The organism is Oscillibacter valericigenes (genome assembly GCF_016902445.1).
Taxonomy (GTDB): Bacteria; Bacillota; Clostridia; order Oscillospirales; family Oscillospiraceae; genus Oscillibacter; species Oscillibacter avistercoris.
On the sequence record NZ_JACSNX010000005.1, the window covers coordinates 138,677 to 151,247 of the forward strand.

General features: G+C 64.4%; 13 protein-coding genes. 4 read left to right on the forward strand and 9 right to left on the reverse strand.

Features of this window, described 5'->3' with window-relative positions:
- Positions 1-32: 32 nt before the first annotated feature.
- Positions 33-539 (reverse strand): translation initiation factor IF-3, encoded by a 507-nt coding sequence (infC, locus tag H9X91_RS06075; RefSeq protein WP_204803554.1) that lies wholly within the window; start codon positions 537-539, stop codon positions 33-35.
- Between the two features lie 495 nt (positions 540-1,034).
- Positions 1,035-2,666 (reverse strand): S-layer homology domain-containing protein, encoded by a 1,632-nt coding sequence (locus H9X91_RS06080; RefSeq protein ID WP_204803555.1) that lies wholly within the window; start codon positions 2,664-2,666, stop codon positions 1,035-1,037.
- A 252-nt stretch (positions 2,667-2,918) separates the two neighbouring features.
- Between H9X91_RS06080 and H9X91_RS06085 the strand changes: the two genes are divergently transcribed.
- Both H9X91_RS06085 and H9X91_RS06090 read left to right on the forward strand, forming a co-directional pair.
- Positions 2,919-3,365 (forward strand): RNA polymerase sigma factor, encoded by a 447-nt coding sequence (locus tag H9X91_RS06085; protein ID WP_295690860.1) that lies wholly within the window; start codon positions 2,919-2,921, stop codon positions 3,363-3,365.
- Positions 3,362-4,546, forward strand: coding sequence for a hypothetical protein (locus H9X91_RS06090; protein ID WP_204803556.1), 1,185 nt, complete (start codon positions 3,362-3,364; stop codon positions 4,544-4,546). The genes H9X91_RS06085 and H9X91_RS06090 overlap by 4 nt, the downstream gene beginning before the upstream one ends.
- Positions 4,547-4,603: 57 nt before the next feature.
- Here H9X91_RS06090 and H9X91_RS06095 read toward each other — a convergent pair whose 3' ends face one another.
- From H9X91_RS06095 to glmS, 3 genes are all read right to left on the reverse strand, one after another.
- Entirely contained in the window at positions 4,604-5,932 is a 1,329-nt protein-coding gene (locus tag H9X91_RS06095; RefSeq protein ID WP_204803557.1) for a permease prefix domain 1-containing protein, read from the reverse strand.
- Entirely contained in the window at positions 5,919-6,266 is a 348-nt protein-coding gene (locus H9X91_RS06100; RefSeq protein ID WP_204803559.1) for a PadR family transcriptional regulator, read from the reverse strand. Before H9X91_RS06100 ends, H9X91_RS06095 begins: the two co-directional genes overlap by 14 nt.
- A 113-nt stretch (positions 6,267-6,379) precedes the next feature.
- Positions 6,380-8,218 carry a glutamine--fructose-6-phosphate transaminase (isomerizing) gene (gene glmS, locus H9X91_RS06105; RefSeq protein ID WP_204803561.1) on the reverse strand — a complete coding sequence of 613 codons (1,839 nt, stop codon included), beginning with the start codon at positions 8,216-8,218 and terminating at the stop codon, positions 6,380-6,382.
- 353 nt (positions 8,219-8,571) lie between these two features.
- Between glmS and H9X91_RS06110 the strand changes: the two genes are divergently transcribed.
- Both H9X91_RS06110 and H9X91_RS06115 read left to right on the forward strand, forming a co-directional pair.
- Complete coding sequence (locus tag H9X91_RS06110) at positions 8,572-9,255, forward strand: DUF421 domain-containing protein (RefSeq protein ID WP_204803563.1); 684 nt, start codon at positions 8,572-8,574, stop codon at positions 9,253-9,255.
- Entirely contained in the window at positions 9,252-9,632 is a 381-nt protein-coding gene (locus tag H9X91_RS06115) for a DUF4363 family protein (protein WP_204803565.1), read from the forward strand. The genes H9X91_RS06110 and H9X91_RS06115 overlap by 4 nt, the downstream gene beginning before the upstream one ends.
- A gap of 4 nt (positions 9,633-9,636) precedes the next feature.
- Here H9X91_RS06115 and nrdR read toward each other — a convergent pair whose 3' ends face one another.
- The 4 genes from nrdR to H9X91_RS06135 all read right to left on the reverse strand — a co-directional run bounded on the left by nrdR (position 9,637) and on the right by H9X91_RS06135 (position 11,902).
- A complete protein-coding gene (gene nrdR / locus H9X91_RS06120; RefSeq protein ID WP_204803567.1) occupies positions 9,637-10,095 on the reverse strand; it encodes a transcriptional regulator NrdR in 459 nt (152 codons plus the stop codon).
- A 174-nt stretch (positions 10,096-10,269) separates the two neighbouring features.
- Positions 10,270-10,791, reverse strand: coding sequence for a hypothetical protein (locus tag H9X91_RS06125; protein ID WP_204803569.1), 522 nt, complete (start codon positions 10,789-10,791; stop codon positions 10,270-10,272).
- Positions 10,792-10,863: 72 nt separating this feature from the next.
- A complete protein-coding gene (locus tag H9X91_RS06130; protein WP_204803571.1) occupies positions 10,864-11,358 on the reverse strand; it encodes a hypothetical protein in 495 nt (164 codons plus the stop codon).
- Positions 11,359-11,533: 175 nt separating this feature from the next.
- Positions 11,534-11,902: a type II toxin-antitoxin system PemK/MazF family toxin gene (locus H9X91_RS06135; RefSeq protein ID WP_204803574.1), complete on the reverse strand. Its 369-nt coding sequence runs from the start codon at positions 11,900-11,902 to the stop codon at positions 11,534-11,536.
- Positions 11,903-12,571 lie beyond the last annotated feature (669 nt).

The window sequence follows — 12,571 nt, forward strand, 5'->3', positions numbered from 1 at the left end:
ATGGTTGCTCCTTCCGTATCGTTGAAATCAGATTACTTGCCGGATTTGGGGGAGAGGAAGATGGACATCATCCGGCCCTCCAGCTTGGCGGGCTTATCCAGATTGGCGGTCTCGGCGCATTGTGCGGCAAAACGGTCCAGCAGGTCCCTGCCGATGTCGGTGTGGGCCATCTCCCGGCCGCGGAAGCGGACCGAGACCTTGACGCGGTTGCCGTCAGCGATGAACTTCTGTGCATTCTTGAGCTTCGTGTTGAAGTCCCCAATGTCAATGCCCGGAGACATGCGGATCTCTTTGATCTCCACCACGTGCTGGTTCTTTCTGGCCTCTTTTTCCCGCTTGCTCTGCTCGAACCGGAACTTGCCGTAGTTCATCAGCTTGCAGACGGGGGGAGTGGCCTGCGGCGAGATCTTGACCAGGTCCAGGCCCTGTTCATCGGCGATCTTCAGAGCCTCCGCAGGGGCCATGATGCCGAGCTGCTCGCCCTCGGAACCGATCAGGCGGATCTCCTTGTCGCTGATCTCCTCATTCAGTTCATGCACTAGTTTACTAATGGTCGAAGCACCTCCATCTCAAAATCACAAAACGCGGATACCATGCAGGCATCCGCGCAACAACAAACCACCGGACGGTGGTCTGATCACAGCAGTGTTGACCTCTTTGCTGAGACGCTGGAGGTGAGGCGGATGCAGTCAGCCTTCTTTGTTTTGCGGAATTAGTATAGCACCCCTTCCTGTGTTTGTCAATCCCATTTTTGATGGGAAAGCGGTTTTTTCCAGCGGCGGTGTATAATTCCCAGCGGCGGCGGTGAGACTATGCCATGTACTCAAGCAGGCGAAAGGAGGTGTCCTGATGAGCAACCGCGACAACCAGAACAAGCGCGATGCCGGCCAGACCCAGCAGAAGGAAAACCGCGAGAACAGCCAGCAGAAGAAGGCCCAGAAGGAGAACTGCAAGTAAACTTCCGTGGAATCGCCATCCGGCGGGGCAGATGCCCCGCCGGATTTCTCTGTTCTGCGATGTGCTCCCGCGGCGTCTCAGCGGGGGATGAACTGCAGGTTCACATCCACATTGCCGCCGATGCCGGCCACCGTGCAGGAGCTGGAATACTGCCAGTAGTCTCTGTGGTAGTACAGCGTGGGATACAGCTGTTCAGAGCTGGTGCTCTTGTACTCCGGGTACCAGGAGAGATAGGGCTCCAGGGCCCCCTGATCGTATTTGATGTAGCTGACATACTGTCCGGCGTAGACCATGGCGTCGTAGCCGGCCTCCTCGATGCGCTGGCAGAAGGCCACGGCGCAGGCGGTGGCCATCTCCGGCGTGGTGCCGTAGACCCGGTAGGTGCTGTCGTGCATCTCCCAGTCGTAGGCCACGGGGCCGTCGATCTCGTGGTCCTTCAGCAGTTCAATGACAAAGTCCGCCTCCTCGATGGCCTCCTCCACGGTGATGGCCTGGGCGAAGAAGTAGACGCCGGTTTCAATGCCGGCCGCCATGGCCCCGTCGATGTTCTGGGCGTAGAAGGCATCCTCCATGATGCTGCCGGAGCCGTAGCCCCGCAGGCCGATCCGCACCATGGCGAACTCCACGCCGTCGGCCTTGGCGGCCTCCCAGTCGATGGTGTTGTTGGTGCTGGCCCGGTTCTGATAGGCGGACACGTCGATGCCGAAGCGGGTCCGGTAGTCATCGCCCGTATAGATCAGCCGGTCCGGATGGTCCGGGTCCCATTCGAAATCCCCCTGGGAGAAGCGGTTCCGCTCCACGCCCGTGTAGATGGGGATCTGCTGGTTGCTGTAGGTCAGATACTCCCCCGTGGTCTCCGAGGGGGTGTACACGTCGCTGGGCTGGATGGCCTCCGGCTCTTCCGGCTGCTGGGCGAGATCCGTGACCGTGGCGCTGCCGAAGTTCCGCACCGTGCCCTGGATGGTCACATTCTCCAGTGTCACGCTGCCGGTGACGCCGGGAGCCAGGATCAGGTCCCCGGCAATGGTCATGTCCTGAAGGGCGGCGCCTTCCGCCGCGTTGATCATCACGGTGCCCTCCACATCCTGGGAGTAGACCACATTGCTCTGGATCAGCACCTCGATCATGTTGTCCAGGATCGTCACGATCTCCGCCCGGGTAATGGCCTCCGTGGGCCGGAAGTAGCCGTCCGAGGAGTCGGTGATATAGCCCAGGGCGGACATCTCCGCAAGGTAGGGCCGGGCGTACTCCGCCACCTGATCCGCATCCAGGTAATAGACCGTCGTGCTCTCTCCGGAGATGTTGAAGGCCCGGGCAATCATGGTCACCGCCTGCTGGCGGGTGATGGTGTCCCCGGCCAGGGCCGCTCCGTTGTTGCCCAGGTACACGCCGGAGGCGTGGAGCTTCAGGATGGCATCCTCCCAGTAGTTCCCGCTCAGGTCGGAGAAGGTCCCGGCAGGAGAGGTGCTCTGGAATTTCAGGAAGCGGTCCAGGATGCCCGCAAAGGCGCCCCGGGTGATGGAGTTGTCCGGCCGGAAGGTCCCGTCCTCATAGCCGTTGATGATGCTGTACTCCTCACTCCACTTTGTAATGGCGGTCTCCGCCCAGTGCCCCGCCGTGTCGGTAAAGGCCGCCTGGGCCGGCAGTACCAGGGTGCCCACCGTCATCAGCAGCGCCAGCAGCGCCGCAAACATCCGTTTTTTTCCCATGATCCGCTTCCTTTCCTGTTTTTTCGACATGCCGCGTCCCAAAAAAATCCCGCCGCACCGCGGAGGGATCTCTATAATTGGTTTACATATTAACACAGCCATTCCCTTCCTGTCAATGACCGGGGAGCAAAAACCAGGGCTTTACAAAATTTTCCCGACGGTGAATAATTTTGGCAGGCACACCCGTGTTATGGGTGAAAGGAGCTGAGGACCCTGACTTCGTTTGGTACCGACGAAACCATCCGCCGCGCTGTGGAATCCCACAGCCGGATGCTGCTGCGGATCGCCATGACCCGGCTGGCGTCCCCCGCCGACGCGGAGGACGTGGTCCAGGACGTCTTTTTGAAGCTGCTGACCGCCCGGCCACAGTTCCGGGACGATGAGCACGAGAAGGCGTGGCTGATCCGGGCCACCCTCCACCGGGCCTGTGACATGGCCCGCATGGCGGAGCGGCGGACGCTCCCCCTGGAGGACGCGGAGGTCCTGCCGGGCAGAGAGCTGCCGGAGCCCTCCCCCATCCTTTCCGCCGTGCAGGCCCTGCCGGCGAAGTACAGCGCTGTGATCCACCTCTATTACTATGAGGGCTATTCCATCAAAGAAATTGCCAACCTGCTGCGGCTCCCTGTCCCCACCGTGGGGACCCGGCTCTCCCGGGGGCGGGAGCGGCTGCGCCAGATCTTGAAGGAGGATGTGGAATGAATCGCCAGGACTACCGCGCCGCGTTCGACGCCGTGGACTTCTCCGCAGATTTTGAAGAGCGGACCCTTCAGAAGCTGGCGGCCCTGCGGCAGGCATCTGAAAAGGAGCAGATCATCATGCCTATGAATCGAGTGAAAAAGACCGCCCTGCTGATTGCGGCGGCTGTGGCCCTGCTGGCCGTGTCCGTATCCGCCGCCGTGGTGTGGCTGACCCCCGCCCAGGTGGCGGAGGAGCTGGACAACCCGGCCCTGGCCGCCGCCTTTGAGGGCAAGGACGCCATTGTGCTGAACGAGACCCAGACCGCCGGGGACTACACCGTCACCCTGGGCGGGCTGGTCAGCGGAACGGGCCTCTCCCGCTGGTACGAGGACGCGGATGAGACCCGCACCTACGCCGTGGTGTCCGTGTCCCGGACGGACGGCACGCCCCTGACGGAAGACAATTACGACATCTCCGCCAGCGGCACCTTCACCGTCACGCCGCTGGTGGCCGGGTATCCCCCCCAGTCGGTGAATATCTTCTCCCTGGACGGAAGCTGCGCTTCCTTCCTCCAGGACGGGCAAGCCTACTACCTGATGGATACCCAGAGCGTGGAGATGTTCGCGGACCACACCGTATACCTGGCGGTGTACCAGGGCTTTGTCCCCAGCTACAGCATGTTCTCCGCCGCGGAGGACGGCACGCTGGCCATGCGGGAGGATGTGGTGGGCTGCATGTTCACCCTACCCCTGGACGTGAACAAGGCGGACCCGGAGGCGGTGGATGCCTTTTTCCAGGAGACCGGCCTGTTCCGGGAGCTCTTCACCGATGAGGAACTGGCTGCCCGGGAGGAAGAGACGGCTCAGGAGGATGCACGGATCACCGCCCCGGGGACCTACGGCAGTGTGGAGGTGATCGAGGTGCCGGGCCACGGCCTTGTCACCACCATGCAGGCCCAGGCCGCCGCCGAGTACGAGGCGTTCATGGAACGGGAGACGGCGCGGCTGGAGCAGGAGGCAGCGGCGGGTACGCTGTCGAAAGCGGATTACGAGGCGGCCGTCCAGGAGATGGCGGACTCTCTGGCGGGCCTCTGGGACGGCACGCGGTCCCCAACCTGGCACGCCAACCCCGACGACACGGAGATCCTTCAAACACAGCCCAGCGCCGCGGCGCTGGCGGAGCAGGCGGGCTCCATGGGCTGACTGTGGACAGCAAGCAGCGGCGGAGAGGCAAAGCCTCTCCGCCGCTGTGTTTTCCAGTCAAGCGGTCTCTTTCTGCGGGGTCTGGGGCACCGGGGCGTCCCGGGCGATGGACTCCTCCCGGAGGACGGACAGCAGCAGGCCCAGCAGGGCGCAGTCCACCGCCAGGGCGGTGCCGCCGTCGGACAGGAAGGGGTAGGGGAAGCAGGTGAGCATTCCCCGCAGCCCCGCCAGATCCTGGACCAGAACGGCCGCCGCCTGCCAGGTCAGCACCGCCAGCGCCGCCGTGCCCAGCAGCCTGCCCAGCAGGGACGCCTGGCGGCGGAGCTTCCGCCAGCCAAAGATCAGGATCGCTGCCGCCGGGGCCTGGATCAGCGCCAGCCCCAGCCAGCCGTAGTTGGCCAGGACCGCCAGCATATAGCCGTGATATCTGCGGAAGCCCAGCTCGAGGCGCACGTCTCTCATCAAAGCGGGGTCCAGCTCCACCATCCCGGCCAGCTTTGCGTGGCTCACGATCTCCTGCGCCCAGGTCATCTCCTCCTGGGGCATATACAGCCACTGGCCGGGCCGCAGGAAGGTGGCCGCCAGGCAGACCAGCACTGCCGTGCCGTAGGCCGCCACCAGCAGCCAGTTCCGCTGCTGGGCGCCGAAGGCCCCCAGCCTCACCCCCGCCGCCAGGACGCCGGTGACGCCGAACAGGCTGACCCAGAGGACCGGCGGAGCGCCCCAGAGGGCCCAGAGGAATCGCAGCGGCGACCCCGGCAGATAGCACACCGCCGGCAGCAGCCCCAACAGGCAGCAGAGGGCGAGCCCTCCCGTCCCCCGGGACCGCAGGCCGTAGACCGCCAACGCCATGGCCACCGGCAGCAGCAGGATGATGTACTGGCCCAGATCGTGGGTGCATCCCATCTGAAACTGGAGCCTTCCGCCCAGGGCGGCCGCGGCGGTCAGGAGCACCGCCAGCGGCAGCGCCGCCTTTGCCAGAAGGGTGTAGTCCAGCAGATAGATCCCCGCCGCCAGGCCGGCGGCCAGCAGGACGATCCCTCCGAAGGACACCACATACTCGCTCCAATAGCTGACGCCCCAGCGTTCCGCCAGCCGGAGGACCAGCCACAGCCCCAGGGCAGCCGCCAGCAGGCACAGCATTTTCCACTGGGATTTCGGCCGGTGGAGGCGGTCCAGGTCCGTGCCCACGGCCACCGGGTCCCCCATCTCCTCCACTGCCAGGCGCTCCGCCTCCTCCGGGGAGTGACCCTCCGCCTGGAACTCGTTCCGCTGGTCCTCCAGGTGGGTCCCCAGCTCCCGGACCGCCACGGCCCGGGCCCGCTTCCAGCGGATCTGGGCGGCCACTGTGTCCAGATAGTCCCGGATGGTCTCAGGCCCCGGCACAGCAGGCACCTCCCCTCAGCACGCGGCCCACGGCGTCGGCGTAGGTGTGCCACGCCGCCTCCTTCTCCCGCAGGGCCGCCCGGCCCTCCTTGGTCAGGTGATAGTACCGCCGGGGCTTGCCGGCGGCGGCCTCCCGCTCATAGGCGGTGACCAGGCCCTTCTCCTCCAGCGTGTGCAGCAGAGGGTACAGGGTCCCCGCCTTCAGGTGGAACACATCCTCCGACCGGGCTTTCAGCTCGCTGGTCATCTGGTAGCCGTACTTGTCTCCGTCCTCCAGCAGCTTCAAAACCAGCAGGGCCATGCTGCCGCTGACCAGGCTCTTGTCCGCTTCCATAGGCTCCCTCCTTATATAGATATTCTATATATTTGCGATGCCGTCATTATATATTGGTTTTCGATATATGTCAAGCAAAAAACCGCCCGGGCCATTGGTCCGGGCGGAAGTTCTTATTCCACGGTGACGCTCTTGGCCAGGTTCCGGGGCTTGTCGATGTCGCAGCCCCGCTGGAGGGCCACGTAGTAGGCGAACAGCTGCAGGGGCACCACGCTCAGGGAGGGCTGGAGCATGGGGTGGGTCTCCGGCACGGAGATGGTGGCGTCGGCGGTCTTCTCCATCCTCTCCCGGAAGGGCTCGGTGGTCAGGGCCAGCACCTCGGCGCCCCGGGCCTTCACCTCCACCACGTTGCTCATGGCCTTGTCGAAGAGGGGGGCGTAGGTCCCCAGGGCCACCACCAGGGTGCCCGGCTCGATCAGGGAGATGGTGCCGTGCTTCAGCTCGCCGGAGGCGTAGGCCTCCGAGTGGATGTAGCTGATCTCCTTCAGCTTCAGGGAGCCCTCCAGGCCCATGGCGTAGTCCAGGTTCCGGCCGATGAAGAAGATGGAGTCGTGGTTGAAGTACCGGGAGGCAAAATACTGGATGTCCTCCGTGTGGGCCAGGAAGCCCTGCATCTTCTCCGGCAGCAGCTGCATCTCGGAGAGGATGGCTTCGTACGCAGGCTTTTCCACGGTGCCCAGCAGGTCCGCCAGATAGAGGCCCACCAGGTCCATCAGCACCAGCTGGGTGGTGTAGGCCTTGGTGGTGGCCACGGCGATCTCCGGCCCGGCCCAGGTGTACAGCACGTCGTCCGCCTCCCGGGCGATGGAAGAGCCCACCACATTGACGATGGCCAGCGTCCGGCCGCCACGGCGCCTGGCCTCCCGCATGGCGGCCATGGTGTCCAGCGTCTCTCCGGACTGGCTGATGACGATGACCAGCGTCTTTTCGTCCACCAGAGGGTCGCAGTACCGGAACTCCGAGGCCAGCATCACCTCCACCGGCCGGCGCAGCAGCTTCTCCCAGCTGTACTTGCTGACCACGCCCACGTGGTAGCTGGAGCCGCAGGCGATGATGAAGATCCGGGAGAGACCGCGGACATAATCCGCCGTCAGGTGCAGATCGTCCAGCACCACCCGGCCGTCCCGGATGCGGGGGGAGATGGTCTTGCGGACCGCCTCCGGCTGCTCCATGATCTCCTTGGCCATGAAGTGGGCATAGCCGCCCTTCTCCGCTGCGGACACATCCCAGTCGATGACGCTGTGGGTCTTTTCCACCGGCAGCATCTCGTCGTCGAACACGTCCACGCTGTCGGCGGTGAGGACGGCGATCTCCCCGTCGTCCATGTACACCACGTCCCGGGTGTGCTTGATGATGGCCGTCACATCGGAGGCGATGAAGTTGCCGTTCTGACCGTACCCGATGATGAGGGGACTGTCCTTCCGGGCGGCGATCAGGGCGTTGGGATAGTCGGCGCAGATGATGCCCAGGGCATAGGAGCCCTCGATCCGCCGCAGGCAGCGGCCCACGGCCTCCAGCATGTTGCGGCACTCGTTGTAGTGGAACTCCAGCAGCTGGGCCACCACCTCCGTGTCCGTGTCGGAGGTGAACCGCACGCCCTGGCGCATCAGGTGCTCCTTCAGCTCCAGATAGTTTTCGATGATGCCATTGTGGACGATGGCGATCCGGCCGTTCTCACTGACGTGGGGGTGGGCGTTGATGTCGTTGGGCTCCCCGTGGGTGGCCCAGCGGGTGTGGCCGATGCCCAGCTCTCCCTCCAGGTCCGCGCCGCCGTGGATCAAGTCGGACAGCACCTTCAGCCGTCCCTTGGTCTTGCGGATCTGGAGCCCTGCCGTCTCGGACCGCACCGCCACGCCGGCGGAGTCATAGCCCCGGTACTCCATCCGCTCCAGGCCCTCCAGCAAAATGGGGGCCGCGGGTTCTTTTCCTACAAATCCAATGATTCCGCACATATTCTGTTATATCCTCCTGAATTTCTCGATGGAACTGTTCAAAAGGACAAATGCGCAGTCATTTGCCGCTTTCACCACGGTCACAGCCCCTTTGTTTTGCGGTCGCCCGCATATTTGCCGGCTGTGTACGCGCCCGTGGGCACGGAAGGGCATCCGCCGAAAGCCTCGATACTCCCTTCCCCTCGTCGTCCCGCCCAATGGGCGGGCGCTGGCGCTTCTGATGGGCAATAGCCCATAAACTCCTTTCACATCTGCGATTTGTTCAATATTCTATGATCCTCTCCCCGCGGGAGTTCGATCCGGGATAAAAGCTCCGTTCCGGCAGATACTACCGGGACGGAGGGATATGCGCTATGATGACCGCCTTTGTCCGCACGATCATACTCTACTTCTTCATCATGGCCGGCATGCGGCTGATGGGCAAGCGCCAGATCGCCGAGCTGGAGCCCAGTGAGCTGGTGCTGACCATGATGATCTCCGACCTGGCCGCCGTGCCCATGCAGGACTTCGGCATCCCCCTGCTCTCGGGGCTGCTGCCGATCCTGACGCTGCTGGCCCTGTCGCTGCTTTTAAGCCAGCTGTCGCTCCGCAGCCTGCGGCTGCGGGCCCTCATCTGCGGCACCCCTGCCGTCCTGATCCGGAACGGCGTACTGCAGCAGGCGGCCATGCGGCGCAACCGCTACACCCTCGACGAGCTGATGGAGGAGCTGCGGGAGCAGGGCATCAGCCGGGTGGAGGACGTGAAGTACGCCGTGCTGGAGAACTCCGGCCAGCTGACCGTCTTTCCCTGGGCGGCCCAGCAGCCGCCCACGGCGGAGCAGCTGGGCCTGGACCTGGAGGACGATGTGACGCTGCCGGTGGTGCTCATCAATGACGGCCGGCTCCTCCGCCGCAACCTGACGGCCTGCGGCCGGGACGAAAACTGGCTGCGCAAGCAGCTGTCCCGGGAGAAGATCTCCTCCCCCCGGGAGGTGTTCCTCCTGACCCTGGATGAGCGAGGGCAGGTATTCTGCGTCCGGAAGGAGCGGGAAGCATGAGATCCTGTCTGACGCCCATCGCCATTCTGGCGGCGATCCTGGCCTTCGCCCTGTGGAACGGGTCCCATATGGCCGACAGCACCGACCGCTGGCGGGACCAGCTGCAGCAGGTGGACGCCCTGGCCCAGGCGGAGGCCTGGACAGAGGCCCTGGATGCGCTGGCGGAGAGCTATGAGGACTGGTCGGAGCGCCAGACCTATCTCCACATCGTGGCGAAGCACGACTCCGTGGACGACGCGGAGGCCATGTACCGCCGCGCCATGGCCTTTGCCGCCACCCGGGAGCTCACGGAGTTCCGGGCGGAGCTCTCCGACCTGCGGGACCAGCTCCGGCTCCTGACGGAGATGGAGCGGCTGGACATCAAAAACGTCCTGTAGCGCCTCACCGGTTGTCGGCCAGCAGCTTATTCAGCTCCGCCATGAAGGTGTCGATGTCCTTGAACTGGCGGTACACAGAGGCGAAGCGGACATAGGCCACCTGGTCCACATCCCGCAGCCGCTCCATCACCTTTTCGCCGATGGCCTCGGTGCTGATCTCCCGCTCCATGGAGTTCTGCAGGTCCTGCTCGATCTCCTCGGCGATCTTCTCCAGCTCCGCAAGAGGCACCGGCCGCTTTTCGCAGGCCCGGATCATGCCGCCCAAGACCTTCCGCCGGTCAAAGCTCTGGCGGCTGCCGTCCTTCTTCACCACCACCATGGGCAGGCTCTCCACCGTCTCGTAGGTGGTGAACCGCTTGCCGCAGGACAAACACTCCCGCCTGCGGCGGATGCTGCTGTTTTCGTCCGCCGGGCGGGAATCGATGACCTTGCTCTCACTGTATCCGCAATAGGGGCACTTCATACCAGACCCTCCCAAACAGGTCCCCGGCTCCGGGGGCCGTTCCTCTTTCCATTGGAATCCCCGGCAGTCCGCCGCAGCGGCGGGACTGCCTTGGAGTTATTATAACACAGGCTCCCGGAATATGGTATCCACAATTTGCACGGTTTTGGGAAAAATTCCGGCAGCCGCCGCCTTTCAAAACACCGGCTGCTCCCCCTTGTCAAAGGCGAAGACCGCATACATCCGGCCGCCGATCCGGACCACCCGGGCAAAGCAGAACAGTGCCGGCAGCGGAAAGGGCCGGCCAGCATCATAGGGCGCCGCCACGTACCGCCGGCCGTCCCCGCTCCGGGTCAGGAGGCCGGAGAGGCCCCACAGCTGCTCCCGCAGCCACCGGGAGCGGAAGAGCGCCTCCGGCCGCTCCAGCGGCGCCCAGTCCACGGGCTCGGCCGGCCGGACGGGGCGGATCTCCCCCTGGAGCAGTCTTCCCATCGGAGCCGTCAGTTGGGCGGAAAACCGCCGCCGGATAGAGGCCCGGTCCCCGCAGGGCTCCAGGACGCCTAGCCGCAGCTCTCCCCGGTCCCCCACCGCCCAGGCACACCAGAGCCCCTCCCCCGGCAGGCGGCAGCGGGCCTCATACCAGGTGTAGAGCGCCTCCCGCTCCGTGATCAGCTCCCCCACGGGCCTTCCATCCTGCATCAGCGGAAACTTGTCCATGGCCCAGCCCCCTCTCCGAAAAAAGCTCCGCCTGGGAGATCCTATGCCCAGGCGGAGCTCTTTATGCGCAGATCAGGCGATGGTGTAGCTGCCCCGGACCAACAGCTTGGTGGTGGCGGCTGTGGCCCGGACGCCCCGGCCCTCAATGGTCATCATATACAGGTGGTTCTGCACCAAGGCGCCGCCGTTGTTCAGCGTCGCGGCCGCAGTCTCGTCGATGAGGCCCGGACTGGAGGGGGAGACGCAGGCGGCTGTCCCCACCCGCAGCATCACCTCGCAGCCGATGTCCCCGGTGAGGGTCTGTCCGCTGGTGAGGGTCACCACGGTAAAGGTGGCCGCTGTATTGGCACCGCTGCCGGTGGAGACGCCCAGCTGGGCGTTCCGGGCGGCGATCTTCTGGTCCACCCGCTCCATGATGGAGTCCATGAACGTCTCGTTCAGGTAGCTCAGGGTCACCAGCGGGTCGTCGGAGGAGCCGGCCTCCGCCGCGGCGGTGATCGTCACGTTCAGTGCTCCGCACAGCACCAGCAGTGCCAGCAGCCGCAGATACCATCTGTTCTTTTTCATGCTCTTATGTACCTCCGTGTCTTGATCTGTCGTGTATGAGAACATGGCGCCTCTGAAAAGGGCGGACCGCCCTTTTCAGAGGGACCTCTTGTTTCAGATCACACGCCGCCGGGGACCGCCGGTCTCCGGCGCCGCGGCCGTCTCAGCCTGTGTACCGTCTGTGCAGGACGATCTCTCACACCAGCTGGTCATGGGGCAGGCCGAAGCTGACCGCGATGGCCAGATCCACCTTCTCCATCACCCGCTCCTCCACATGGCCCATCTTTTCCCGCAGGCGCTTTTTGTCCAGGGTGCGCACCTGCTCCAGCAGGACCACGGAATCCCGGCTCAGGCCGCAGCTCTCCTCCACCGGAAGATCGATATGTGTGGGCAGCTTGGCCTTCCCGGTCTGGGAAGTGATGGCCGCCGCGATCACAGTGGGGCTGTAGCGGTTGCCCGTGTCGTTCTGAATGATCAGGACCGGCCGGACACCGCCCTGCTCGCTGCCCACCACCGGGGAGAGATCGGCATAATAGATATCACCGCGCTTGACACTTGTATCCACAAAGTTCACACTCCGCCGAAAGAAGTACCCGTCACCGAAGCTCCTTCAGTGAGGCCACTTTCATTCTCCCACGCAGGCACGGAATTTATACTTTGCCAACGGCGCAAAATTCCGGCGTCCACGCCCCGCACTATCCTATGCAGGGGCAGGGCAGGGTGTGAAGAGTGAAGAGTAAAGAGCGGAGGGTGAGGAGTGCCAATACTAGAGTGTCGGCAGGGCCCGTCCGCCGCAGCGGAGTGAAGGGAGACTACGCTTCATGTGCCGCAGGCGCATTCCGCATCCGACTCCTCACTCTCAACTCTCCGCTCTTATAGCAAATAGAGGCTCCGCTCCACGATCTTTCCATCTTCCAGATAGACCCGCGGCACCCGGCGGCTCACCGCGCAGGTCAGGCCCCACCGCGCACAGCGCGGCGGGGACCCCGCATCTCATCTTGGTCGACCAGGCAAAGCCCGGCCTCCCCAAGGTTTTGCCGTCTGCGGCAAAACGCTTGGACGCCGCATCCGCGGCGGCTCGCTGCCCTGCGCTCACAGCAGGTGCAAACTTCGCTCCACGATCTTGCCGTCCTCCAGATAGACCCGCGGCACCCGGCGGCTCACCGCGCAGGTCAGGCCCCACCGCGCACAGCGCGGCGGGGACCCCGCATCTCATCTTGGTCGGCCAGGCAAA

Coding starts and splice junctions, on each gene's coding strand:
- H9X91_RS06080 (WP_204803555.1), bottom strand. CDS start 2,666: ATGGGAAAAAAACGGATGTTTGCGGCGCTGCTGGCGCTGCTGATGACG.
- H9X91_RS06090 (WP_204803556.1), top strand. CDS start 3,362: ATGAATCGCCAGGACTACCGCGCCGCGTTCGACGCCGTGGACTTCTCC.
- H9X91_RS06100 (WP_204803559.1), bottom strand. CDS start 6,266: ATGGAAGCGGACAAGAGCCTGGTCAGCGGCAGCATGGCCCTGCTGGTT.
- glmS (WP_204803561.1), bottom strand. CDS start 8,218: ATGTGCGGAATCATTGGATTTGTAGGAAAAGAACCCGCGGCCCCCATT.
- H9X91_RS06110 (WP_204803563.1), top strand. CDS start 8,572: ATGATGACCGCCTTTGTCCGCACGATCATACTCTACTTCTTCATCATG.
- H9X91_RS06115 (WP_204803565.1), top strand. CDS start 9,252: ATGAGATCCTGTCTGACGCCCATCGCCATTCTGGCGGCGATCCTGGCC.
- nrdR (WP_204803567.1), bottom strand. CDS start 10,095: ATGAAGTGCCCCTATTGCGGATACAGTGAGAGCAAGGTCATCGATTCC.
- H9X91_RS06125 (WP_204803569.1), bottom strand. CDS start 10,791: ATGGACAAGTTTCCGCTGATGCAGGATGGAAGGCCCGTGGGGGAGCTG.
- H9X91_RS06130 (WP_204803571.1), bottom strand. CDS start 11,358: ATGAAAAAGAACAGATGGTATCTGCGGCTGCTGGCACTGCTGGTGCTG.